We start from the raw sequence: 21,801 nt of genomic DNA, 5'->3' as shown, positions 1-21,801 counted from the left end.
GAAGCGCTTTTCCGGGGGACTGTCAGCGAAAGATTTCCGTCCAGGCCACACTTGTTGCATAATCGCCACAATGCGTTGCATAGATCCGACGCAATCACTGGCTCTAGACGGCGACATGGCTTCGCAGGCTCCGACACCGAACGAACCGCTTTTCAACGACCCCGGCACGCGTGACGGGCGCCGGCTGCTGGCGCTGCCCGGCGTGGTGGCGGTCGTCGGTGCGCTGGTCATGGCCGCCATTTCGTTCGCGATCCTGGTCGGCGCGACGCCGATTGCGCCCGACGCCAGGACAACCTGGGCGTTGATCGCGCTCAACGCCATCTTCGTCCTGTTGCTGATCGCACTGATCGGCCGGGAGGTGCATCGCATCGTCATGGCGCGTCGGCATGGCAAGGCAGCCTCGCGGCTGCATGTGCGCATCGTGGCTATGTTCGCGCTCGTCGCCGCCATCCCCGCCATCATGGTGGCCATCATCGCATCGATCACGCTCGATATCGGCCTCGACCGCTGGTTCGAGATTCGCACCAAGACGATCGTCAATTCGTCGCTGTCCATCGCCGATGCCTATGTGCAGGAAAACGCGCGCAACCTGCAGGGCACGACGCTGTCGATGGCCTATGACCTCGACGCGTCGCGCACGCTTTACGGCCTCGACCGGACTGGCTTCCTCGATCTGATGAGCAAGGAAGCGGTGGGCCGCTCGCTGGCGCATGCCGCGCTGATCAAGCCCGACGGCTCCTTCGTGATGAGCGCCAAGACCGATGCCGACTTCGCCATGCCGGAACCGCCGGAGGGAGCGGTCGCCAGCGCCACCGACGGCAAGCCGGTTCTGATCGAGCCGCGCACGCGCAACATCATGGGCGCCATCGTCAAGCTGCGTGAGATCGAGGGGCTCTACCTCTACACGATCCGGCTGGTCGATCCCGAGGTGATAAAGGCGCGCCAGATCGTCAGATCGAACACCGACGAATATCGCAATCTCGAAGACAACAGGCGCACTTCGCAGGTGGCGTTCGCGCTGCCTTATCTGTCGCTGACGCTGATCATCATCCTGTCGGCAATCTGGACCGGCATTGCCGTGGCCGACCGGCTGGTGCGGCCGATTCGTCAGCTCATCGGCGCTGCCGACGAGGTCGCGACCGGCAATCTCGACGTCGCCGTGCCGGTGCGGCCGTCCGACGGCGACGTTGCCTCGCTCGGCAATACCTTCAACAAGATGCTGCAGGAATTGAAATCGCAGCGCAACGAGATCCTGTCCGCCAAGGATCTGATCGACGAGCGACGGCGCTTTTCGGAAGCGGTGCTGGCCGGTGTCACCGCGGGCGTCATCGGCGTCGACCCTTATGGCATTATCACCATCGTCAACCGCTCGGCCGAGTCCATGCTGGCCATTTCGGCCAGTGCGGCGCTCGGGCAGAACCTTTCCGCCATTCTCCCGCATGTCGGCCGCGTCTTCGAGATCGGCCGCCAATCGGGCAAGCCCGTCTATCGCGAGCAGGTGACGTTTTTCCGCGCCGGCACGGAGCGGACTTTCAACGTGCAGATCACCATCGAGGCCGGCGATAACGGCACGGAGGAGAAATCCTACGTCGTGACGGTCGACGACATCACCGATCTGGTCCAGGCGCAGCGCTCCTCTGCCTGGGCCGATGTGGCGCGCCGCATCGCCCATGAGATCAAGAACCCGCTGACGCCGATCCAGCTTTCAGCCGAGCGCATCAAGCGCCGCTACGGCAAGGTCATCACTGAGGACCGCGAGGTGTTCGACCAGTGCACCGACACCATCATCCGGCAGGTCGAGGATATTGGTCGCATGGTCGACGAATTCTCCGCTTTCGCGCGCATGCCGAAGCCCGAGATGAAGTCCATAGACCTGCGTGAATCCCTGCGCGAGGCCTCCTTCCTGGTCGAGGTGAGCCGTTCCGACATCACGTTCGAGCGCATATTCGGCAACGAACCGCTCAAGGGTACTTTCGACAGCCGCTTGTTGGCGCAGGCTTTCGGCAACGTGATCAAGAACGCTGCCGAAGCGATCGACGGGCTGGAACAGAAGGACGGTTCGCACGGCATAATCCGGATTCAAGCCGGACGTCAGAATGGCGCGATTCGCATCGATGTCATCGACAATGGCAAAGGCCTGCCGCGGGAGAATCGTCAGCGGCTGTTGGAGCCCTACATGACCACGCGTGAGAAGGGCACGGGCCTCGGTCTCGCCATCGTCAAGAAGATCGTGGAGGACCATGGCGGCAGGCTGGAGCTCCACGATGCGCCTGCGGATTTTCATGGCGGGCGCGGCGCGATGATCAGCATCATCCTGCCACCTGCGGCCGTGGCGCCAGCGCGCGGCGAAAGCAGGACGGAACACGAAAGAGAAACTGAAAAGGTCGGTAATGGCGTCTGATATTCTGATCGTCGATGACGAGGAAGACATCCGTGAGCTCGTCGCAGGCATACTGAGCGACGAAGGTCACGAAACCCGCACGGCATCCGATGCCGACACCGCGCTGGCGGCCATCGCCGACCGAGCGCCGCGGCTGATTTTCCTCGACATCTGGTTGCAGGGTTCGCGCCTGGACGGCCTGGCTTTGCTGGACGAGATCAAGACCATGCACCCCAACCTGCCGGTGGTGATGATTTCGGGCCATGGCAACATCGAAACCGCGGTCTCCGCCATCAGACGCGGCGCTTATGACTTCATCGAGAAGCCCTTCAAGGCGGACAGGCTGATTCTGATTGCCGAGCGTGCGCTGGAAACCTCCAAGCTGAGGCGCGAGGTTTCCGATCTCAAGCTGCGCAGCGGCGAGACCTTCGACCTGATCGGCATGTCGTCGGCGATGAGCCAGTTGCGCCAGACCATCGAGCGCGTCGCGCCGACCAACAGCCGCGTCATGATCATTGGCCCCTCCGGATCTGGCAAGGAGCTGGCCGCGCGTGCCATCCACACGCTGTCGGCGCGCAAGAGCGCGCCTTTCGTGACGCTGAGCGCCGCCAACATCACGCCCGAACGCATGGAGATCGAACTGTTCGGCACCGAATCGAACGGCGTCGAGCGCAAGGTCGGCGCCCTGGAGGAAGCCCATCGCGGCATCCTCTACATCGATGAGGTGGCCGACATGCCGCGCGAGACGCAGAACAAGATCCTGCGTGTGCTGGTCGAACAGCAGTTCGAGCGCGTCGGCGGCACCAAACGGGTCAAGGTCGATGTCCGCATCATCTCCTCGACGTCGCAGAACCTGGAGGCGATGATCGCCGATGGCCGTTTCCGCGAGGATCTTTACCATCGCCTTGCGGTGGTACCGGTGACGGTGCCGGGACTTGCCGAGCGGCGCGAGGACATTCCTTATCTCGTTGACAATTTCATGAAGCAGATCGCCCGTCAGGCCGGAATCAAGCCGCGCCGCATCGGCGATGACGCCATGGCGGTGCTGCAGGCGCACAATTGGCCAGGCAATGTTCGCCAATTGCGCAACAATGTCGAACGGCTGATGATTCTGGCGCGCGGCGACAATGTCGATGCGCCGATCACCGCCGACCTGTTGCCGTCCGAAATCGGCGATGTCATGCCCCGCACGCCGAACCAGTCGGACCAGCACATCATGGCGCTGCCGCTGCGCGAGGCGCGCGAACAATTCGAGAAGGACTATCTGATCGCCCAGATCAACCGGTTCGGCGGCAACATTTCGAAAACGGCCGAGTTCATCGGCATGGAGCGTTCCGCGCTGCACCGCAAGCTGAAGTCGCTCGGCGTCTGACCTGAGAGGTTGAGCGGTTCGGCGTTTTATGCATTGCCGGCCCGGTTCGATACCTTGCTCAAGCAGTTCCGGCCGGAAAACCGTTACACGCTTTCTGGAATTGCTTCAGTGGCCCACGCGATTATCCATCACTGTTGAGGCGGAATCGCCTAAACAAGCCGAAGCAGATCCCCCGAGGTGACAAATGCCGCGTATTGCCTATGTGAACGGGCGCTACACCGCTCATGCCGATGCCGCTGTGCATATCGAAGACCGTGGCTACCAGTTCGCCGACGGCGTTTACGAGGTCTGCGAAGTGGCGCGCGGCTTCATCGTGGACATGCCGCGTCACCTTGCCCGGCTGGACCGTTCGCTGAGCGAGCTGTCGATCGGCTGGCCGGTCACCCCAGGCGTCCTGCCGCTCATCATGCGCGAAGTGGTCAATCGCAACCATGTCGTCAACGGCCTAGTTTACGTCCAGGTCACACGCGGCGTCGCCAGCCGCGACTTCGCCTTCCCCTCGGCTGATACCAGGCCGTCGCTGGTGATCACCGCCAGGAAGCTGGATCCCGCTGCTGGAGCCAAGCGGGCCGAGACCGGTATCGCCGTCATCACCGTGCCCGAGAATCGCTGGGATCGCGTCGACATCAAGAGCACCGGCCTGCTAGCCAATGTATTAGCCAAGCAGAAGGCCAAGGAAGCTGGCGCGCAGGAAGCCTGGTTCGTGGATACGGACGGCAACGTCAAGGAAGGCGGGTCGTCGAATGCCTGGATCGTCACCAGGGACGGCGTTCTGGTCACCAGGCCCGCCGAGCACGGTATTCTGCGCGGCATAACCCGCACCACCATGTTTGAAGTGGCGGCCAAGCTCGGACTCAAGATCGAGGAACGCGGCTTTTCCGTCGCCGAGGCCAAGGCGGCGAGGGAGGCTTTCATCAGTTCCGCGACCACGATCGCCATGCCGGTCGTGGCCATAGACGGCGACCCGATCGCCAACGGCCACCCCGGCTCGATAACACTTTCGTTGCGGCAAGCCTTTTTTGACATTGCGGAAAAAAGTCCAGCCTGATAACCGCACAGGTGGAATGAACATCAATATATCTCGTTCTGCTTGTCGTTACTGACGACAAGACGGTGTTTGCGCGCTTGACATGTGCTGGTTAATTTGGCGCATTGGCCTGCAAACCGAAGGGGATCGGCGAAAGACAAGAACAATGGCGGAACGATCGCAAAACCTTCAGGACCTGTTCCTGAACTCTGTTCGCAAGAGCAAGAACCCGCTCACCATCTTTCTCATCAACGGCGTGAAGCTGACCGGCGTCGTCACTTCATTCGACAATTTCTGCGTCCTGCTGCGCCGCGACGGCCACTCCCAGCTCGTCTACAAGCACGCCATTTCCACGATCATGCCGAGCCAGCCGGTTCAGATGTTCGATGGCGAGGAAAGCCAGGGCGCCTGATTGGCACGTGAGAAGGACCCGGACCGCAGCGTTCGCGGAAAATCAGCACATCAGCCGGGGACGGAGGCCGAGGGTCCGACCCGGGCAGTTGTCATCGTGCCGGTGCTTACCCGCCAGCCGCGCGGCGAGGACGACACCAGCCGTCCGCGGTTGACGCGCTCGGCAGAGGCCCGTCATGATGAGGCGGTCGGCCTTGCCCGCGCCATCGATCTTGATCTGATCCACACGGCCGTGGTTACCATCAACGATCCACGTCCGGCGACCTTGCTCGGCAGCGGCAAGGTCGAGGAGTTGGCGGAGATCGTCAAGGAAGGGCACGCGGAGGTGGTCATCGTCGATCATCCGCTGACGCCGGTGCAGCAACGCAACCTCGAGAAGGAATTCAACGCCAAGGTGCTGGACCGCACCGGGCTGATCCTCGAGATCTTCGGCGAGCGCGCCCGCACCAAGGAAGGCACGCTGCAGGTCGAGCTTGCCCATCTCAACTACCAGAAGGGCCGGCTGGTGCGCAGCTGGACCCACCTAGAGCGCCAGCGCGGCGGCGCCGGCTTCCTCGGCGGCCCCGGCGAAACCCAGATCGAATCGGACCGGCGCGTCCTGCAGGACAAGATCGTCAAGCTGAAGCACGAGTTGGAGACGGTGCGCCGCACCCGCGACCTGCATCGTGCCAAACGCAAGAAGGTGCCGTTTCCGGTGGTGGCCATCGTCGGCTACACCAATGCCGGAAAATCGACGCTGTTCAACAAGCTGACCGGGGCAGGGGTGCTGGCGCAGGACATGCTGTTCGCCACGCTCGATCCGACGCTGCGCCGCGTGCGGCTGCCGCACGGCACGCCGATCATCCTCTCGGATACGGTCGGCTTCATCTCGGACCTGCCGACGCATCTCATCGCGGCTTTCCGCGCCACGCTTGAAGAGGTGGTCGAGGCGGATCTCATCATCCATTTGCGCGACATCTCCGATCCTGACACATCCGCCCAGGCCGAGGACGTCGAGCGCATCCTGGCCGATCTCGGCGTCGACGCCGGCGATACCAAGCGGGTCATCGAGGTCTGGAACAAGGTCGACCTGCTCGATGAAGGCAATCGCGCACGGCTGCTTGCCGAGAGTACGGATGCCAAGGCGCCTCCCGTCGCCATATCGGCTGTCACGGGCGAAGGCATCGACGCGCTGAACGCGATCATCGAGACACGCATGTCCGGCGAGCTTGAAGATCTGACGGTGACGATCGGGCCGGCGCAGTTCGGCCTTGTCGACTGGCTTTACCGCAATGGCGATGTCGTTTCGCGAACCGACAATGACGACGGCAGCGCCACCATCTCCCTCAAGGCCACGCAAAGTGCCCGCGAAGAGATCGAAAGCAGATTGCGTCGCAAGAATAACGGCTAACGCCAGTTATTTCGCGCTCTTCGCTTCCTGCCAGAGCGCTTCCATTTCGTCCAGATCAGCCTTTTCCAGCGAGCTGCCGGAATTCTCCAGGGCCTGCTCGACATAGTGGAAGCGCGAACGGAATTTCTCGTTGGTGCCGCTTAGCGCTGCTTCCGAATCGAGCCTCAGGTGACGGCCGAGATTCACGACGGCAAACAGCATATCGCCGAATTCATCCTTGATCTCCGCGGTTTGGCCTTTGGCCAGCGCCTCGCGCAATTCGCGGATCTCTTCCTCGATCTTATCGAGGATGGGGGCTGCCTCGCTCCAGTCGAAACCGACGCGGGCGGCCTTCTCCTGAAGCTTCAATGCCCGCGTCAGTGCGGGCAGGGCGACCGGCACGCTGTCCAGAAACCCCTTGCCGTTGTCTTCCGGGTCGAGTCCGCGCGCGAGACGGGCGCTACGCTTCTCGGCCTTCTCTTGTGCCTTGATCTTCTCCCACATGCCCTTGGCCATGCCGGCACTGCGGGCCTGTTCGTCGCCGAAGACGTGTGGATGGCGGCGGATCATCTTCGTGGTGATGGCCTGGACCACGTCGCCGAAAGCGAACTCGCCGGCTTCCTCAGCCATCCGCGCGTGGTACACGACCTGCAAAAGGAGATCGCCGAGTTCGTCGCGCAGATCGTCGAGATCGTCGCGCGCGATGGCGTCGGCCACCTCATAGGCCTCCTCGATCGTGTAAGGCGCGATGGTCGAGAAATCCTGTTCGATATCCCAGGGACAGCCGGTCTTTGGCGCACGCAGCGCCGCCATGATTTCGATCAGGCGCGAAATGTCTTTCGATGGCTTCATGCGGCGGATGCTATCGCGCGGTCCGCCGCGCGGCCAATGCTGTCGGCGAGCGAAGCGGGCTTGTCCACAGTTGCGCCGAACAAGTCCGGTCAGTCGAGCACGGAAACGATCGCCTTGGCGAGCTTGTCCATGCCGTCTTCCGGCAGGCCGGCGACATTGATGCGGCTGTCGCCGACCATGTAGACGCCATATTCCGCGCGCAGCCGTTCGACCTGCGCTTCCGTGAGCCCAAGCCGGGAAAACATGCCGCGATGGCTGGCGACGAAATCGAAGCGGTCGGAATTGGACTGCCGGCGCAGCGCCTCGGCGAATTGCACCCGAAGCCGGAGCATGCGCAGGCGCATCTCCTCGAGCTCGGCTTCCCAGTCCGCGCGCAAGACCGCGTCCTCGAGCACGATGCGCACCGCCGCCGCGCCGTGGTCCGGCGGCATCGAATACATGGCACGAGCCGCCGACAGCATCTGGCCCAGCGCCACGTCGGCCTGCGCGCTGTCCCTGGCCAGGATCATCGCCGCGCCGACACGGTCGCGGTAGACGGCGAAGTTCTTCGAGCAGCTGGACGCGACGACCATTTCCGGAACTTTTTCGGCCAGCAGCCGCAGTCCGGCGGCATCGGCCTCGAGGCCATCGCCAAAGCCCTGATAGGCAATGTCGACAAACGGCAGCAGGCCGCGCTCGACGACGAGATCTGTGACAGCGGCCCACTGCGCGATGTCCAGATTGGCGCCGGTCGGGTTGTGGCAGCAGCCATGCAGCAGCACCACGTCGCCGCCCTTCGCCGTGCGCAGTGCTGCCAGCATGTCGTCGAAGCGAACGGCGCCCGATGTCGCGTCGAAATAGGGATATTCACGGATTCGCAGCCCGGCGGCGCGCATCACTGGCATGTGGTTCGGCCAGGTGGGGTCGGACAACCAGACCGTCGCGTCGGCACAGGTTCGCTTCAAAAGCTCGGCTACCAGCCGCAGCGCGCCGGAGCCGCCCGGCGCCTGCGCAGCACGGATCCGCGTCATGTCTGCATCCGCACCGAAGGCCAGCCTGGCCATCACGGTATTGAACCCGGTGTCGCCGGCGAGGCCGAGATAAGTCTTGGTGTCCTGACCCTGCAGCAGCCGCTTCTCCGCCTCGCGCACGGCCCGCATGACCGGCGTCTTGCCGTCGCGATCCTTGTAGACGCCGACACCGAGGTCGACTTTGTCGGGTCGAGGATCGGCACGATAGAGGCCGATCAGGGCAAGGATCTTGTCGGCGGCAGCCGGCTGAAGGTTTTCAAACATCTGCATGGTTCCGTTGGCGCGGCGGAGTGATACGCAAATCGACCCCCTTGCACCAGCGGTTTTAACTCGCGCCAGCCTGAATCGCATAGCCTGGCATCGCTGCGAGCTACCTCGGCGGCTGCATATCTGCGGCGTTTCGCGAAAAAATCTGCGGGGCCGGGATTAAAACCCCCACATGTTCCGTAAACAGGGCATGAAACGGTCGATGCCACGCTTCGATATCGTCGGACAACTCGGTTCGCTCAGGCGTTACGCGCGCTCGCTGACGCGCGACGGTGCCGATGCCGAGGATCTCGTGCATGACGCTCTTGTGCGCGCCTATGAGCGGCGCGGCACCTTCCGCTCGGGCGGGAACCTGCGAGCCTGGCTGCTGTCCATCGTCCACAACACGTTCGTCGACCGCATGCGCTCGCGCCGCTCGGAGGCAGCGCGCCTCGAACAGGCGGGATACCTTGCGGACGGCAGCGCGCCGGCGCCGCAGGAGCATTCGGTGCGCCTAGGCCAGGTGCGCGATGCTTTTTTCAGCCTGCCCGAAGAACAGCGCTCGGCCCTGCATCTCGTCGCCATTGAGGGCCTTTCCTACAGCCAGGCGGCCGATGCCAGCGGCGTGCCACTCGGAACACTGATGTCGCGCATCGGTAGGGCGCGCGCCGCGCTTCGGGAGATGGAGGAGGGGACTCCGACGAAGGCGAAAAATCACCTCAGGATTGTTGGAGGCCCGTCATGACAGGAACTATCGACCCCGTGACGGACGCCGATCTCGACGCCTATGTCGACGATCAGCTCGACGTCTCGCGCCGTATCGAAGTCGAGGCCTTCCTCTCCGCCCGGCCGGAAGCGGCCGCGCGTGTGATGTCGGATCTCAGGATGCGGGACGAACTGCGCGTGGCGCTGGCCGGATCAGGCGGCATGGCGAGGCCGGTGACGACCGATGCCGCGCGGCGCCTGGAGAGGGGGCTTGCCCGGGGCCGCATCTTCGGCGTCTTGCAACGTGCCGCGGCGGTGGCCGCTTTCGTCGCCGCCGGCTGGCTGGCCAACGGCATTGTCGGGCCGATGTCGGTGACCAGGGTCGTCGCCTCGCCGCAGCCGCCCGCCTATGTCGACGAGGCGGTGCGCGCACACAGGACGACCCTTGTGCGCGAAAGCATGTCTTCGCAGGCCGAGGCGCCAAACTACAATGCCGGCGAAATCCGCGCGGCGACGGCCATCGTCATGCCGTCCTTGCCCAAGGACTGGAAGGTCCGCGACGTGCAGGTCTATCCATCGCGCTTCGGCCCCAGCGTCGAGATGGCGGTCGAGACCAAGGAGATGGGCCTGGTGTCGCTGTTCGCGATACGGCCGGGAACCTTCGACGTGGTCAAGCCGACCGTCGCGCCCTCGGGCGACATTTCCTCGGCCTATTTCCAGATCGGCGAGGTCGCTTATGCGGTGGTCGCGCAGGGCGAGGTGCGGGACCTCGACCGCGCCGCCGAGACGCTTGCCAGAACGCTTTACTGATCCGTTCACAAAGGAGAATGCAAATGAACACGCCCAATCTGGGATACCGCGTCGGCGCCGGCGCCCAAAGCGGCGCCCTCTACGACGAGGGCCTGCGCCAGCACATGCTGCGCGTCTACAACTATATGGGCCTCGGCCTCGTGGTCACCGGCCTCGTCGCGTTCATGGTGTCGTCGACGCCCGCGCTCTACGTGCCAATCTTTTCCAGCCCGCTGAAATGGGTGGTGATGCTGGCGCCGCTCGCCTTCGTCCTGCTGTTCTCGTTCAAGATGCAGACGATGTCGGCGGCAAGCGCGCAGGCGATGTTCTGGGCCTTCTGTGCGGTCATGGGTCTGTCGTTGGCCTCCGTCTTCCTGGTTTTCACCGGAACCAGCATCGCGCGCACCTTCTTCATCGCCGCCACCATGTTCGGCGCCACCAGCCTCTACGGCTACACGACCCGGCGTGACCTGACCCAGTTCTCGTCCTTTCTGATCATGGGCCTGATCGGCGTGGTGATTGCCAGCATCGTCAACATCTTTCTCGGCTCGACCGCTTTGCAGTTCGCCATCTCGGTGATCGGCATCGCCGTGTTCATCGGCCTGACCGCCTGGGACACGCAGTCGATCAAGGAACAGTATGCGGAGAACTTCGACGCGGAGTCGCGGCAGAAGCTGGCCGTTTTCGGCGCCTTCTCGCTCTACCTCAACTTCGTCAACATCTTTCAGCTGTTGCTGAACTTCACCGGCGAGCGGGAATAGTCCGAACTGTAGCAGGCAACACCCTGCATCTTGCCGTGGCCGGAGGGAAATCTCCGGCCACTCTTCATTTGAGACGGCGCCTGGCCCACTTGTGCCATCGCACGTTCATCGTGACTGTGTGAAACGCAATGCAAACCGCCGCCTTGAGTTCACGCCTGGCCATTTGCTAGCCTGCCGGCCAAGCAAAGACAAACCGCGAGAACATATGGCACAGGACAGCCAGACACTTCATGGCGACGACATCTCGGCCGTTATAGTCGGGCAGGGGGCCGAACTGGTCTCGCTGCGGGATGCGGATGAGCTGGAGCTTGTGTGGCAGGCCGGACCGGCCTGGCGCCGTCATTCCCCGGTGTTGTTTCCGATCGTCGGCCGGCTGAAGGGCGACCAACTGCGCCATCGCGGCCAGACCTATCCGATGACGCAGCACGGCTTCGCCCGCGATAAGTCGTTTGCCTGGGCGGAGAGGGGTTCTCGGTCCTGCATGCTGGTGCTCACCGACGACGCGGAGACCCGAACGCACTACCCCTTCGCCTTCCGTCTGGCGGTAACCTACACTCTCGACGGCCGGCAGCTTGGCGTCACGTTCGAGATCACCAACACCGGCGACGAGCCGCTACCGGCGTCGATCGGGGCGCACCCGGCATTCAACTGGCCGCTGCTGCCGGACCTGCCCAAGGAGGCCTACCGCCTGACCTTTGCAAAGCCCGAGCATGCGCCGATCCGCCGTCTCAAGGACGGGTTACTGCTGGCGGCAAGGCAGCCGACGCCCATCGAGGGCAACATTCTCGCTTTGTCGGATCGGCTGTTTGACGAGGATGCCGTGATCCTGGACCAGCCTTCCAGCACCGCTGTGCGTTACGGTGCCGATCGTGGTCCGGCGATCGAGATGCATTGGAACGGATTCCGGGAATTGGGCGTCTGGTCAAAGCCGGGCGGCGCGCCATTCCTCTGCATCGAACCCTGGCACGGCCTCGCCAGCCCGGTGGATTTCGATGGCGAATTCGCCGACAAGCCAGGAGTGATGCTGATCGAGCCGGCCGGAAGGCGCGTGCTCGGCTATCGGATCGAACTTCAACCGCAGACGCATTAGCTGAAAGGCTGGCGTCGCGTTCATGGATGGTGGAGTTGTTCGTAAACATCCAGCTCGCTTGATTTGGAGGAATGCAGCATGGACCGATTCACCGGCGGTTGCCTGTGCGGCAACGTCCGAATTGTGGCGACTGGACGCCCATACCGGGTGGGCCTTTGTCACTGTCTCGACTGCCGCAAGCATCACGGGGCGCTTTTTCATGCTTCCGCGATTTTCCCTCAGGATGCGGTGACGATCGATGGCGAAACCCGTGACTACGCCGGGCGGTTCTTCTGTCCCCGTTGCGGCTCGACCATTTTTGGTCGCACCGCCGACGAAATCGAAGTGAACCTGGGATCCCTGGATGCCCCGGACCAACTGACGCCAACGTACGAAAGCTGGATCGTCCGTCGCGAAACCTGGTTGCCGCCGTTTCCGCTCACGAGACGATATGAGCGCGATCGTGACGCCACGGGTCGGTTCGAAGAGTAGGCGGCACGAACGGCGGGAAGGCGCCATGACCAAGGGACCGGCGGCGCTTCAATCCGGAAGGCCGGCCTTGCGGAAGCCATCGACGAAATGGTCCAGCATCGCCGGATCGCGGAAGGGCTCCGTCCAGACCCAATGGCTGGTGGTGAAATGCGGATTGCCGACGAGGAACAGTTCGACTTCCGCGCGCGCCTCGTCGAGCCGGCCGAGCTGCGCGAGGCTGGCCGCCAGGAAGCGGCGTGAGCTGGTGCGGTAAGTCTCGTCCCGGCGCAGTGTCTTGACGGCGGCTTTGTAGTCGCGCGCCGCATATTGCGCCGCGCCGAGCGTCAGATAGTACCAGCTTGCCGGAAACGGGTTGAGCCGGAACGCCTTGCGGATCTGTTCGAGTCCTTCCTCGACCCGCCCGGCCAGCACGGAGATGTCAGACAGTGTCGCCCAGGCATCGGCCTCGTTGGGGTCGAGCTCGAACGCCCTGGCGAACTCGGCATCCGCTTCGGCGAAGTCGCGCTCATAGGCAAGCAGGTTGCCGAGCACCCAGCGGCAGCCGGCGTCGTTGGGATCGATCGCCACCGCCTTGCGCGCCAGCTCCAGGGCAATGTGGCGGTTGGGTTCCACCGGTTCGCCCCAATGCACCCATCCCATCCAGTGGTTCATGGCAAGCCAGCGATAGGCCTCGGCATAGTCCGGATCGAGCGCGACCGCGCGCGTCAGCATCAGATGCGCCTCCCGCGCCGTCTGCGGCGAATCGTCGATCAGCTTGCGCGCCCGCACGCACAGATCGTAGGCCTCGAGAGTCTTGGGCCGATTGCGCGGCGGCGGCGCGCGCAGCCGGCCAAGCAGCGCCTCCACGATCTTGGCCGTCACCTCGTCCTGAACGGCAAAGATATCGTCCAGGCCGCGATCGAAGCGTTCCGCCCACAGGTGATCGCCGCTCGCCGCGTCGACCAGCTGGGCGTTGATGCGCACGCGCCCCGCGGCACGTCTTGCGCTGCCCTCCAGGAGGTAGCGCACGCCAAGCTCCCGGGCGATCTCGCGCACGTCCGCCGCCTTTCCCTTGTAGGCGAAGGTCGAATTGCGCGCGATGACGAACAGACCCGAGGCCCTGGACAGGTCGGTGATCAGGTCTTCGGTCAATCCGTCGGCGAAGGGCTCCTGTTCGGGGTCGTTGCTGAGATTGACGAAGGGGAGCACGGCTATCGACGGTTTGTCGGGCAGCGGCAAAGCTTTTCGGTTCGCGCCATCGAGGGGTTCGACGATCCCCGTGAAGCGGTAGCCGACGCGCGGAACAGTGGTGATCCATTCACCGCCGTCGGCGGACGGACCAAGCAGCTTGCGCAGCTGCGCGATCTGGACGGTGAGATTGCCTTCCTCGACGGCCGTACCCGGCCACGCCGCATCCATCAGCTTGGCCTTGTCGAGGATTTCGCCAGGCCGCCCGACGAGCGCCGCCAACAGCTTCAGCCCGCGGTAGCCGACGGCAACAGGATCATCGTTCCGAAGCAGCGTTCCCGCATCCGGATCAAGCACGAACGGACCGAAGGCAAAGCGCGATCCCTGCATAAGGCGCATCTATAGCCCGTTTGGAACTTTTGAGAACTATTTGGGAGAGCTTAATTACGGCACTGTTCGCATCCGGCACAATTCAACCTCTTTCAGGTCGAGGTCCCAAGTCGAGGACCCACCCTCAAACCATAGGAGGTTGCCATGAACGATACTCTTGCATGGACGCGGTGTCCGACCGTGCGGCCGAGAATGCCTGTAGTGCTGGCGGAAGCGTCGCGTCGGTACTTGGCGACCCTGCGAAGCATTGTCGCGGCCTGGCACGATCGGACCTGGCGCGAGCGGATACGCTTTCGCTGGGAGCTTGAGCGAATGTCGAAGGACAATCCCCATCTGATCGACGACATCGGATTGACGAGACGACAGGTCGAGGCAGAGCTGGCAAAGCCCTTCTGGCAACGGTAGGCCGAATGCTGCAACCAGAGCGAGCGGAGCTCATTGAAAGTTCTGGGGTAGGGAGGTTGCCTCGAGAAGCCGGGGGCAAACCAGCAGCGCGTCGCCAGATCCAAAGCACGAACTCGCCGAGGTCATCGACCAGGTGGATCCTTACGGCTGCATCATGGCCGGCGAAATGATCTGGTTGAGCGCAAGGACAGGAGTTCCAGACCGCGGCCTCGGCCCAGCTGGCGCCCCTCGTCAACAAAATGGTTGTGGCCCAATGTTTTCTGCGCCGCTACCGATGACTTTATCGCATTGCGAGGCTATTCGGACTTATTGCTATATGCTTGGCGTCTAAATATTCATATCCTAATAAGGCTTCGCGTTGCTCACCCACATTCTTGATTTGTTCCGGGCCACCAAACACAGGCACCGGGAAATGCTCGCTCCCTTCCCGATAAACCCACAGCCGTCCGGCAACCCGGACAAGGCCGGTGAAATCGTGGCGTTCTTTACGATCAACTCCTTCTATGAGACAGAAGCCGCTCGCATGACCGCGTCAGCGTGGCGTCTTGGCCTTTCTGTCCAAGCCCGGCCATTCGCCGACGCTGGATCCTGGGTGCGCAACGCGAGCCTGAAGCCGACATTCCTTGTCAATATGCGTAGGAGGCTTCAGGGACCGCTGCTGTATGTGGACGTCGACACGGTCTTCCATCATGATCCCTGGCCGGAGCTCGCCGGTTTTGATTGCGACATCGCGGTCTATCGCGAAAGTGGCCGGCTGATGGCTGGAACCATCCTCATCAACGATACGCCGGCTGCTCGCGAGATCCTCGCCTTGTGGAAGAAGCGCAGCGATGAAAACCCGGAAGTCTGGGATCAGGTCGTGCTGCAGGAAATCCTCGACGAAGATCAGGCCTCGGCAAGCCCGCGCTATCGCGAAGGCCAGCTCCCGGCGCCGTTCTGCTGGGTGTTCGACCGCCTTGAGAATGGGAAGCCCGATAAGGTGTATATCGAGCAGCTCCAGGCGAGCCGGGAAATCTATGAGCGGCACGCTCGCGGCAAAGCACGCAGAGGTCTCAACCGTCGGCAGGACCGAGTCCGGACCATTGAGCGCATTCTTGACGAACACAGAGAGCGGCTACGCAGGTAGCCGACGACAGCCATTGCTGCAGCTTCGACGCCCTCGCGGGCGGCGACGAAGCGGCTGCCATGTGGCCCGTGATCTGCAAAGCGTTCATTCCAATTCACCAGTTTAGCAGAACGGGCACCAAAAACCGTGTCAGGAGAGTTGAGGTGGGGAGATTGGCTGCGCACAAGCAGGAGCGACATTCCTACCTTGCCGAAAGTCGCATAAGATAGATTATGGAACTAAGCTTCCAGCTCGGGTCTCAGGATCGGCCGTCGGTTGCCGGTCGAATGCGATCTTACGTCCGCCGGTTCCGGTGTGGAGACAGGGTTCACAGACTGAACCCCGTTCAACGGAGCAGCCCGCCTTGGGCGGGCTGCGTTGGCACATCCTAGGCAAGTTTACTCGGCGGCGCCGATCGCCTTGAGCCCGGCGGCGGCGCATTTGGCGTCGATATCGCCCGAAGGAGCACCGCCGACGCCAATGCCGGCCACCAAGGCATCGCCGAACTTGACCGGCAAGCCGCCAGCCTGGATCACCATGCGAGGATCCATGTCACGCATGCCGTCATTTGCCGGCTTGGAGGCTATGAATTCGGCGAGCCCCGCAGTGTCGCGACCCAAGGCTGCCGCGGTGAAGGCCTTGCCTTCGGCGCTGGATGCGGTGTGTGCGCCGGAATTATCGGCCTTGAGCAGCACTTGCGTCGCGCCGCTCCGCGCCACGATGGCGACGCTGACATTGCTGCCTTCGGCAGCGCAGGCCTCCAGCGCGGCTTGTGCTGCCTTGGTTGCCCGCTCAAGCGGCAAGTAAGGGGCGGTTGGCAATTCCTGCGCTGTGGCAGCGATAGGAGCAAGAAGCGTCACTGTAAGTATGAGTTTGCGAATCATCGGGCCTCTCCTTTCCAACTAACGGGCAAAGGTTAGCGCCTCTTGCTCTCAATGTATATTTTAGGAAGCCATCACATAGACTGCCTGTCAGGCCTGCAATGCAGATCGACAAGCATCCACCGGCCTGACAATGCAATCCTCTTTTGGCATTTTGCAATCTTGAAGCGACAGCGAACTGGCGGCGGCCGTGTGGCGATCCCAGGTGCAAGATCTCGACATCGGACCTGTATCGGCGGCTCGCTGCCAGGCGATCAGTGCCATCAGCTATGAAGAGAATATTCTATCCGTCTGATCTATAAGGAATTTCAAGCGCCATGCCATCAAATGCCGGCTCGACATTTGCCGGAGTCTCAGCCATCACGGTAGCGTAGTCCAGCGGCCCATGCATATGGGTCAGCACAGCCTGTTTCGGGGCCAGCCGCTCGATCCACTCAAGCGCCTCGCCAAGCGACAGATGGCTCGGGTGCGTCCTGTACTGCAGCGCGTCGATGATCAGGACATCGAGATTACGCAGCCGTTCGGCAGTGGCAGCCGGAAAATCGCTGATGTCGGGGCAATAGGCTAGTCCGCCGATACGGAAGCCGAGCGATATGATGTCGCCATGGACCTGCGGCAGCGGCTCGAGGGTGAGGGCACCGCCCTCGCCTTCGATCACGACGGGCTTTGCGTGATCGATGATATGGGCGTCGACGATCGGCGGATAGGAACTGCCTGGCGGCGTCTCGAAACAGTAGCCGAAGGCCTGGCGCAGCCGCAGCATCGTTGGCTGATCGGCATGGATATCGATCCGCTGCCGCTGGTCGAGCACGAAGCCGCGCAGGTCGTCGATGCCGTGGATGTGGTCGGCATGTGGATGGGTGTAGACGACGGCATCGATGCGTTTGACCGAGGCCATCAGCATCTGCTGGCGGAAATCCGGTCCTGTGTCGATGACGACGGTGGTGCGGGCGCCGCTCTCGGCAATCCGCTCGACAAGGGCTGCCGTGCGCATGCGCCGATTTTTCGGATTTTGCGGATCGCAATTGCCCCAGTCGCCGGTGATGCGCGGCGTGCCCGGTGACGAGCCGCAGCCGAGAATGGTGAGGCGCAGCCGGTCTGTCATCGTTCAGGCGCTTTGCTCTGCGGGGGCGGCATCTTGCCGAACAGCCGGAAGAAATTATCGGTCGTCAAAGCTGCGATTTCACCTTCGCTGACGCCGATCGTCTCGGCCAGAACCCTGGCCGTGTGCGCGACATAAGCGGGTTCGTTGCGCTTGCCGCGAAATGGGATCGGCGCGAGATATGGCGCATCGGTCTCCACCAGCAGCCGGTCGTGCGGCAGGTCGGCGGCTATGGCGCGTATTTCGGCCGAATTCTTGAAGGTCAGGATGCCGGAAAACGAAACATAGCCGCCCAGCGAGACGCCGACCTCGGCCAGCCTGCGTCCCGACGAAAAACAGTGCAGGACGAACGGGAAGGCGCCCTTCCCCGTTTCTTCCTCAAGGATATGAGCCATGTCGTCGTCGGCGTCGCGCGAATGGATGACCAGCGGCAGGCCCGTCTCGCGAGCAGCGGCGATGTGGTTGCGCAAACCCTGCGCCTGCGCATCGCGGGGCGCTTTGTCATAGAAATAGTCGAGCCCGGCTTCGCCGATCGCCACCACCTTGGGATGGGCGGACAGGCGCACGAGATCCGCCGTCGTCACGTCAAGCTCTTCGGCGGCATTGTGCGGATGGGTTCCGACGGAACAGTACACTTCGTCGAAAGCGTCAGCGATTTCAAGTATTTGCTGAAATCGCTTCACGCGCGTCGAAATCGTCACCATGCGGCCGATCCCGGCGGCCAGGGCACGGGCGACGATGGCCGCCCGCTCCTCGGCGAAGTCCGGAAAATCCAGATGGCAGTGGCTGTCGACGAGCATCAGCCGTTCGCGTCCGGCTGATCGACATAACGCGGAAACACGCCTTCTGGTACAGGCAACGCTCTGCCCGGCACAAGCGCATGATCGGCGTGGAGATGCACGAAATTGCGCTCGTCTGCCGGCACCGCCAGCAGGTCAAGTAGCTTCGCGGCCGATCCTGGAATAAAGGGTTGGCACAGAATCGCCACGCGCCGGACCACCTCGGCCGTTGTCCACAGCACCGTTTGCATGCGCTCGGGGTTGGTCTTCTTCAGTGCCCAGGGTTCTTGTCCGGCGAAATACCGGTCGGCTTCGGCCACCACGCCGAAGATCGACGCCAGCGCCAGATGGATGCCCTGCTCGGCCATTGCCTTGCGCGCGGCGGCAAGAGCGGCCGCCGCCTGATCGAGGATTGCCTTGTCGGCATCCGTCAGCTCGCCGCGCGTCGGCACCACGCCGCCGCAGTTCTTGGCGATCATCGACAGCGAGCGCTGCGCCAGATTGCCGATGCCGTTGGCGAGGTCGGCATTGGTGCGGTTGACGATCGCTTCGTGGCTGTAGCTGCCGTCCTGGCCGAACGGCACCTCGCGCAGGAAGAAATAGCGCACCTGGTCGAGCCCGTAGTGCTCTACCATGGTGAAGGGGTCGATGACGTTGCCGACCGATTTCGACATCTTCTCGCCGCGGTTGAACAGGAAGCCGTGGCCAAAGACGCGCTTCGGCAGCGGAATGCCTGCCGACATCAGGAAGGCCGGCCAGTAGACGGCGTGAAAACGCACGATGTCCTTGCCGATGATGTGCGCATCGGCCGGCCAGAATTTCCAATTATCTGCTTTTTCATCGGGATAGCCGACGCCGGTAATGTAGTTTGTCAGCGCGTCGACCCAGACATACATCACGTGCTTTTCGTCGCCGGGCACCGGCACGCCCCAGTCGAACGTCGTGCGCGAGATCGACAGGTCTTTCAGTCCCGATCTGACGAAGCTCATCACTTCGTTGCGCCGCTCGGCCGGGCCGATGAAATCCGGCTGGCCCTCATAGAGCGCCAGCAGTTTGTCCTGATAGGCCGAAAGCCGGAAGAAATAGCTTTCCTCCTCGACCCATTCGACCGGCGTTCCTTGCGGGCCATAGCGGATATTGTCGGGACGAACCTCGGTTTCCTCCTCGCCGTAATAAGCTTCGTCACGCACCGAGTACCAGCCGGCATAGCCGCCCTTGTAGATGTCTCCATTGGCAGCCATCGCCTTCCAGATCGCCTGAGAGGCCGCGTAGTGCCGCTCTTCGGTGGTGCGGATGAAATCGTCGTTGGAGGCGTTGAGCGCGGTCGCCATGCGCTTGAACTCAGCCGAATTGCGGTCGGCCAGTTCGCGCGCAGAAATGTCTTCCTTCTTCGCCGTCTGCAGCATCTTGATGCCGTGTTCGTCGGTGCCGGTGAGAAAGAAGACCTGCTTGCCGTCGAGCCGTTGAAAGCGGGCCAGCGCATCGGTGGCGATCAATTCGTAGGCATGGCCGATATGCGGCTTGCCATTGGGGTAAGAGATCGCGGTCGTGATGTAGAATGTATCGCGTGACATGAATGAACCGTCATGAATGTCTGAATGGAAGGCGTGGCGGTGGATATCGCATCGGGGTGGCGATTGCCATCCCGAGGGAACCATCACATTCGCATTGCAGACTTCAGGCGGTCGATCATGGTCAAGGCGTGCTGCTTCTTGTCGAGATTGTAGGTATCAGTCTCAGATATAGCGTCCAGCGCCTCATGCCAAGTGTCCGACAGCGTTTTGGCTCGTGCGAGATCGCCGGCCAGCGCCGCCCGGCTCGCCGCATCGGACAACAGATCGAGCGCGCGGCGGTTGAAGATATCGAACTGGATCGCCTGGTCGCGCCCGGCCACGACTTCGGCAAGGCGATAGGCGCCGGCGATGTCGCTCTTGCCGGCGCTCACCAGGGCGTCCAGCGTTTCGGCGATCTCCAACCCGCCATACTGCGTCAGGAGGATCGCATTGCGGGCGCTGCCCCCTGCCCGCGCGGCAAGGGCTGTCCGCGCGGCCGGATCGCCCGGCGGAGGCGGCTCGGCAGTTTCCAGCACCGCCATCAGCTCGTCGGCATCGAGCGGCGACAGCCGAACCAATTGGCAGCGCGAGCGGATCGTCGGCAGCAGGCTGCCCGGTGCATGGACGATGAGGATGAACAGCGTTCGCGCCGGCGGCTCCTCAAGATTCTTCAGCAAGGCATTGGCTGCATTGGTGTTCATGTCGTCGGCCGGGTCCACGATCACCACCCGGTAGCTGCCGTCATGCGAAGTCATCGACAGGAAGCGATTGACCTTGCGGATCTCGTCGACGGTGACGACCGTCTTGAAGCTCTTCGTCTTGTCGTTCAGCGGCCGCGTCAGGTGCAGCACGCCGGGATGCGCGCCGGTGGCGATCTGGCGAAACAGCGAGGACGCCGGATCGGGAACGGCGAGCGTCTCCGGCGCCTGCTCGAAGGCCGGATGCTTCAGGAGATGATGCGCCAGATGGAACGCGAGCGTCGCCTTGCCGATGCCGAGCGGTCCGGTGAAGATCAGCGCGTGCGGCAGCTTTCCAGCGCGATAGGCGGCGGCGAGCATGGCGGCGGCCTGCCCGTGCCCGACCAGGCGTGGCGTTTCGGACGGTTCAGGGACGCCGTCCAGCGTGTCATGCTGTTCCGGCGCGATGCGTTCGAAGATCATGCGGGTGCGGTCTGTCTGTTGCGCATGGGCGCCCTCGCCTCCAGCGCCGCGAACACCGTGGCGGTGACGACATTTTCTACCGCATCGGGAGCGGCGGATGCGTCGATCACAACGCAGCGCTCCGGCTCGGCCGCGGCGATCGCCAGGAACGCCTCGCGGCGCGCCTGGTGGATGGCAAGCGTTTCCTTTTCGAAGCGATCGGGGCCGGCGCCGGCGCCGCGACGCACTGTTGCGCGTCTCAGGCCTTCCGTGGGATCGATGTCGAAGATCAGCGTCATGTCGGGCATCATGCCATTGATGGCGACCTGCTCCAGCGTCTCCATGAACACCGGGTCGAGGCCGCCGGTGACGCCCTGGTAGACGCGCGAGGAATCCAGGAAGCGGTCGCATAGGACAATGGAGCCGCGCTCGACCGCCGGGCGGATGACCTGCTCGACATGGTCGGAGCGCGCCGCCGCGAAAAGCAGCGCTTCCATCTTCGGCCCGAACGGCTCGGCGGCGCCCGAGAGCAGCACATGCCGGACCGCTTCCGCGCCCGGCGAGCCGCCCGGTTCCCGGGTGACGAGGACGTCGTACTTCTTGGCGCGCATCTTTCCCGCCAGCCGCTCGATCTGCGTCGACTTGCCTGCTCCTTCGCCGCCTTCGAAGGTGATGAAAAATCCGCGTGCCAATCGAAAGGCCTTTATCCCTTATTTGAATGGATTCTAGCGCTCTAGATAGTCCGCGTTCGGGGAAACGTCCATGCCGCCGGAGTTATCGCAGTCGCTCAAAAGTGA

The 21,801-nt window shown here is 63.0% G+C and carries 21 protein-coding genes; 12 read left to right on the top strand and 9 right to left on the bottom strand.

Annotation, left to right across the window (positions count from 1 at the left end; all coding sequences use genetic code 11):
• The first annotated feature begins 115 nt into the window (after positions 1 to 115).
• The 5 genes from FJ428_RS16720 (at position 116) to hflX (ending at position 6,580) form a co-directional block, all read left to right on the top strand.
• The gene (locus tag FJ428_RS16720) at positions 116 to 2,401 is read left to right on the top strand and encodes a PAS domain-containing sensor histidine kinase (RefSeq protein WP_181167322.1); all 2,286 of its coding nucleotides are present in this window, start codon (positions 116 to 118) and stop codon (positions 2,399 to 2,401) included.
• On the top strand, positions 2,391 to 3,752 hold the full coding sequence (locus tag FJ428_RS16715) for a sigma-54 dependent transcriptional regulator (RefSeq protein ID WP_140498569.1): 1,362 nt from the start codon (positions 2,391 to 2,393) through the stop codon (positions 3,750 to 3,752). The genes FJ428_RS16720 and FJ428_RS16715 overlap by 11 nt, the downstream gene beginning before the upstream one ends.
• A 184-nt stretch (positions 3,753 to 3,936) precedes the next feature.
• Positions 3,937 to 4,800, top strand: coding sequence for a D-amino-acid transaminase (locus FJ428_RS16710; protein ID WP_140686439.1), 864 nt, complete (start codon positions 3,937 to 3,939; stop codon positions 4,798 to 4,800).
• A gap of 145 nt (positions 4,801 to 4,945) precedes the next feature.
• Positions 4,946 to 5,191 (top strand): RNA chaperone Hfq, encoded by a 246-nt coding sequence (hfq, locus tag FJ428_RS16705; protein ID WP_006202172.1) that lies wholly within the window; start codon positions 4,946 to 4,948, stop codon positions 5,189 to 5,191.
• A complete protein-coding gene (gene hflX, locus FJ428_RS16700) occupies positions 5,192 to 6,580 on the top strand; it encodes a GTPase HflX (protein ID WP_140561174.1) in 1,389 nt (462 codons plus the stop codon).
• A 6-nt stretch (positions 6,581 to 6,586) separates the two neighbouring features.
• Here hflX and mazG read toward each other — a convergent pair whose 3' ends face one another.
• Both mazG and FJ428_RS16690 read right to left on the bottom strand, forming a co-directional pair.
• On the bottom strand, positions 6,587 to 7,411 hold the full coding sequence (gene mazG, locus FJ428_RS16695) for a nucleoside triphosphate pyrophosphohydrolase (RefSeq protein WP_140557241.1): 825 nt from the start codon (positions 7,409 to 7,411) through the stop codon (positions 6,587 to 6,589).
• Positions 7,412 to 7,500: 89 nt separating this feature from the next.
• Entirely contained in the window at positions 7,501 to 8,685 is a 1,185-nt protein-coding gene (locus FJ428_RS16690) for an amino acid aminotransferase (RefSeq protein WP_140879810.1), read from the bottom strand.
• A gap of 205 nt (positions 8,686 to 8,890) precedes the next feature.
• Here FJ428_RS16690 and FJ428_RS16685 point away from each other — a divergent pair, with 205 nt between their 5' ends.
• From FJ428_RS16685 to FJ428_RS16665, 5 genes are all read left to right on the top strand, one after another.
• A complete protein-coding gene (locus tag FJ428_RS16685; protein WP_246675104.1) occupies positions 8,891 to 9,412 on the top strand; it encodes a sigma-70 family RNA polymerase sigma factor in 522 nt (173 codons plus the stop codon).
• The gene (locus FJ428_RS16680; RefSeq protein ID WP_140818728.1) at positions 9,409 to 10,182 is read left to right on the top strand and encodes an anti-sigma factor; all 774 of its coding nucleotides are present in this window, start codon (positions 9,409 to 9,411) and stop codon (positions 10,180 to 10,182) included. Before FJ428_RS16685 ends, FJ428_RS16680 begins: the two co-directional genes overlap by 4 nt.
• A gap of 23 nt (positions 10,183 to 10,205) precedes the next feature.
• Complete coding sequence (locus FJ428_RS16675) at positions 10,206 to 10,922, top strand: Bax inhibitor-1/YccA family protein (protein WP_140498577.1); 717 nt, start codon at positions 10,206 to 10,208, stop codon at positions 10,920 to 10,922.
• A 205-nt stretch (positions 10,923 to 11,127) separates the two neighbouring features.
• On the top strand, positions 11,128 to 12,012 hold the full coding sequence (locus tag FJ428_RS16670; protein WP_140879809.1) for an aldose 1-epimerase family protein: 885 nt from the start codon (positions 11,128 to 11,130) through the stop codon (positions 12,010 to 12,012).
• A 78-nt stretch (positions 12,013 to 12,090) separates the two neighbouring features.
• The gene (locus FJ428_RS16665; protein WP_140498579.1) at positions 12,091 to 12,483 is read left to right on the top strand and encodes a GFA family protein; all 393 of its coding nucleotides are present in this window, start codon (positions 12,091 to 12,093) and stop codon (positions 12,481 to 12,483) included.
• A 48-nt stretch (positions 12,484 to 12,531) separates the two neighbouring features.
• On the opposite strand, the gene FJ428_RS16660 is transcribed toward FJ428_RS16665, so the two are convergent.
• Positions 12,532 to 14,049 carry a winged helix-turn-helix domain-containing tetratricopeptide repeat protein gene (locus tag FJ428_RS16660; RefSeq protein WP_181167321.1) on the bottom strand — a complete coding sequence of 506 codons (1,518 nt, stop codon included), beginning with the start codon at positions 14,047 to 14,049 and terminating at the stop codon, positions 12,532 to 12,534.
• A 135-nt stretch (positions 14,050 to 14,184) separates the two neighbouring features.
• Between FJ428_RS16660 and FJ428_RS16655 the strand changes: the two genes are divergently transcribed.
• Positions 14,185 to 14,445, top strand: coding sequence for a DUF1127 domain-containing protein (locus FJ428_RS16655; protein WP_181167320.1), 261 nt, complete (start codon positions 14,185 to 14,187; stop codon positions 14,443 to 14,445).
• A gap of 358 nt (positions 14,446 to 14,803) precedes the next feature.
• Positions 14,804 to 15,571 (top strand): putative nucleotide-diphospho-sugar transferase, encoded by a 768-nt coding sequence (locus FJ428_RS16650; RefSeq protein WP_210239466.1) that lies wholly within the window; start codon positions 14,804 to 14,806, stop codon positions 15,569 to 15,571.
• Between the two features lie 377 nt (positions 15,572 to 15,948).
• Here FJ428_RS16650 and FJ428_RS16645 read toward each other — a convergent pair whose 3' ends face one another.
• The 6 genes from FJ428_RS16645 to tmk form a co-directional block, all read right to left on the bottom strand.
• Entirely contained in the window at positions 15,949 to 16,434 is a 486-nt protein-coding gene (locus FJ428_RS16645; RefSeq protein ID WP_140498580.1) for a heme-binding protein, read from the bottom strand.
• Positions 16,435 to 16,714: 280 nt separating this feature from the next.
• A complete protein-coding gene (locus FJ428_RS16640) occupies positions 16,715 to 17,536 on the bottom strand; it encodes an MBL fold metallo-hydrolase (RefSeq protein ID WP_140632737.1) in 822 nt (273 codons plus the stop codon).
• Positions 17,533 to 18,333, bottom strand: a complete 801-nt coding sequence (locus FJ428_RS16635) for a TatD family hydrolase (protein WP_140879808.1) — start codon at positions 18,331 to 18,333, stop codon at positions 17,533 to 17,535. Before FJ428_RS16635 ends, FJ428_RS16640 begins: the two co-directional genes overlap by 4 nt.
• Positions 18,333 to 19,886, bottom strand: coding sequence for a methionine--tRNA ligase (gene metG / locus FJ428_RS16630; protein WP_140879807.1), 1,554 nt, complete (start codon positions 19,884 to 19,886; stop codon positions 18,333 to 18,335). The genes FJ428_RS16635 and metG overlap by 1 nt, the downstream gene beginning before the upstream one ends.
• An 83-nt stretch (positions 19,887 to 19,969) precedes the next feature.
• Entirely contained in the window at positions 19,970 to 21,025 is a 1,056-nt protein-coding gene (locus FJ428_RS16625; protein ID WP_140879806.1) for a DNA polymerase III subunit delta', read from the bottom strand.
• Positions 21,022 to 21,696 carry a dTMP kinase gene (gene tmk, locus FJ428_RS16620; RefSeq protein ID WP_140561191.1) on the bottom strand — a complete coding sequence of 225 codons (675 nt, stop codon included), beginning with the start codon at positions 21,694 to 21,696 and terminating at the stop codon, positions 21,022 to 21,024. The genes FJ428_RS16625 and tmk overlap by 4 nt, the downstream gene beginning before the upstream one ends.
• Between the last annotated feature and the right edge of the window lie 105 nt (positions 21,697 to 21,801).

The organism is Mesorhizobium sp. B2-8-1, assembly GCF_006440955.1.
Lineage (GTDB): Bacteria > Pseudomonadota > Alphaproteobacteria > Rhizobiales > Rhizobiaceae > Mesorhizobium.
Note: the sequence above shows the minus strand (reverse complement) of the source record. Positions and strands in the feature narration are given on the sequence as shown.

Coding starts and splice junctions, on each gene's coding strand:
- hfq (WP_006202172.1), top strand. CDS start 4,946: ATGGCGGAACGATCGCAAAACCTTCAGGACCTGTTCCTGAACTCTGTT.
- FJ428_RS16715 (WP_140498569.1), top strand. CDS start 2,391: ATGGCGTCTGATATTCTGATCGTCGATGACGAGGAAGACATCCGTGAG.
- FJ428_RS16680 (WP_140818728.1), top strand. CDS start 9,409: ATGACAGGAACTATCGACCCCGTGACGGACGCCGATCTCGACGCCTAT.
- mazG (WP_140557241.1), bottom strand. CDS start 7,411: ATGAAGCCATCGAAAGACATTTCGCGCCTGATCGAAATCATGGCGGCG.
- FJ428_RS16670 (WP_140879809.1), top strand. CDS start 11,128: ATGGCACAGGACAGCCAGACACTTCATGGCGACGACATCTCGGCCGTT.
- FJ428_RS16720 (WP_181167322.1), top strand. CDS start 116: ATGGCTTCGCAGGCTCCGACACCGAACGAACCGCTTTTCAACGACCCC.
- FJ428_RS16665 (WP_140498579.1), top strand. CDS start 12,091: ATGGACCGATTCACCGGCGGTTGCCTGTGCGGCAACGTCCGAATTGTG.
- FJ428_RS16655 (WP_181167320.1), top strand. CDS start 14,185: ATGAACGATACTCTTGCATGGACGCGGTGTCCGACCGTGCGGCCGAGA.
- FJ428_RS16675 (WP_140498577.1), top strand. CDS start 10,206: ATGAACACGCCCAATCTGGGATACCGCGTCGGCGCCGGCGCCCAAAGC.
- FJ428_RS16645 (WP_140498580.1), bottom strand. CDS start 16,434: ATGATTCGCAAACTCATACTTACAGTGACGCTTCTTGCTCCTATCGCT.
- FJ428_RS16660 (WP_181167321.1), bottom strand. CDS start 14,049: ATGCGCCTTATGCAGGGATCGCGCTTTGCCTTCGGTCCGTTCGTGCTT.
- FJ428_RS16685 (WP_246675104.1), top strand. CDS start 8,891: ATGCCACGCTTCGATATCGTCGGACAACTCGGTTCGCTCAGGCGTTAC.
- FJ428_RS16640 (WP_140632737.1), bottom strand. CDS start 17,536: ATGACAGACCGGCTGCGCCTCACCATTCTCGGCTGCGGCTCGTCACCG.
- metG (WP_140879807.1), bottom strand. CDS start 19,886: ATGTCACGCGATACATTCTACATCACGACCGCGATCTCTTACCCCAAT.
- FJ428_RS16635 (WP_140879808.1), bottom strand. CDS start 18,333: ATGCTCGTCGACAGCCACTGCCATCTGGATTTTCCGGACTTCGCCGAG.
- FJ428_RS16625 (WP_140879806.1), bottom strand. CDS start 21,025: ATGATCTTCGAACGCATCGCGCCGGAACAGCATGACACGCTGGACGGC.
- FJ428_RS16690 (WP_140879810.1), bottom strand. CDS start 8,685: ATGTTTGAAAACCTTCAGCCGGCTGCCGCCGACAAGATCCTTGCCCTG.
- FJ428_RS16710 (WP_140686439.1), top strand. CDS start 3,937: ATGCCGCGTATTGCCTATGTGAACGGGCGCTACACCGCTCATGCCGAT.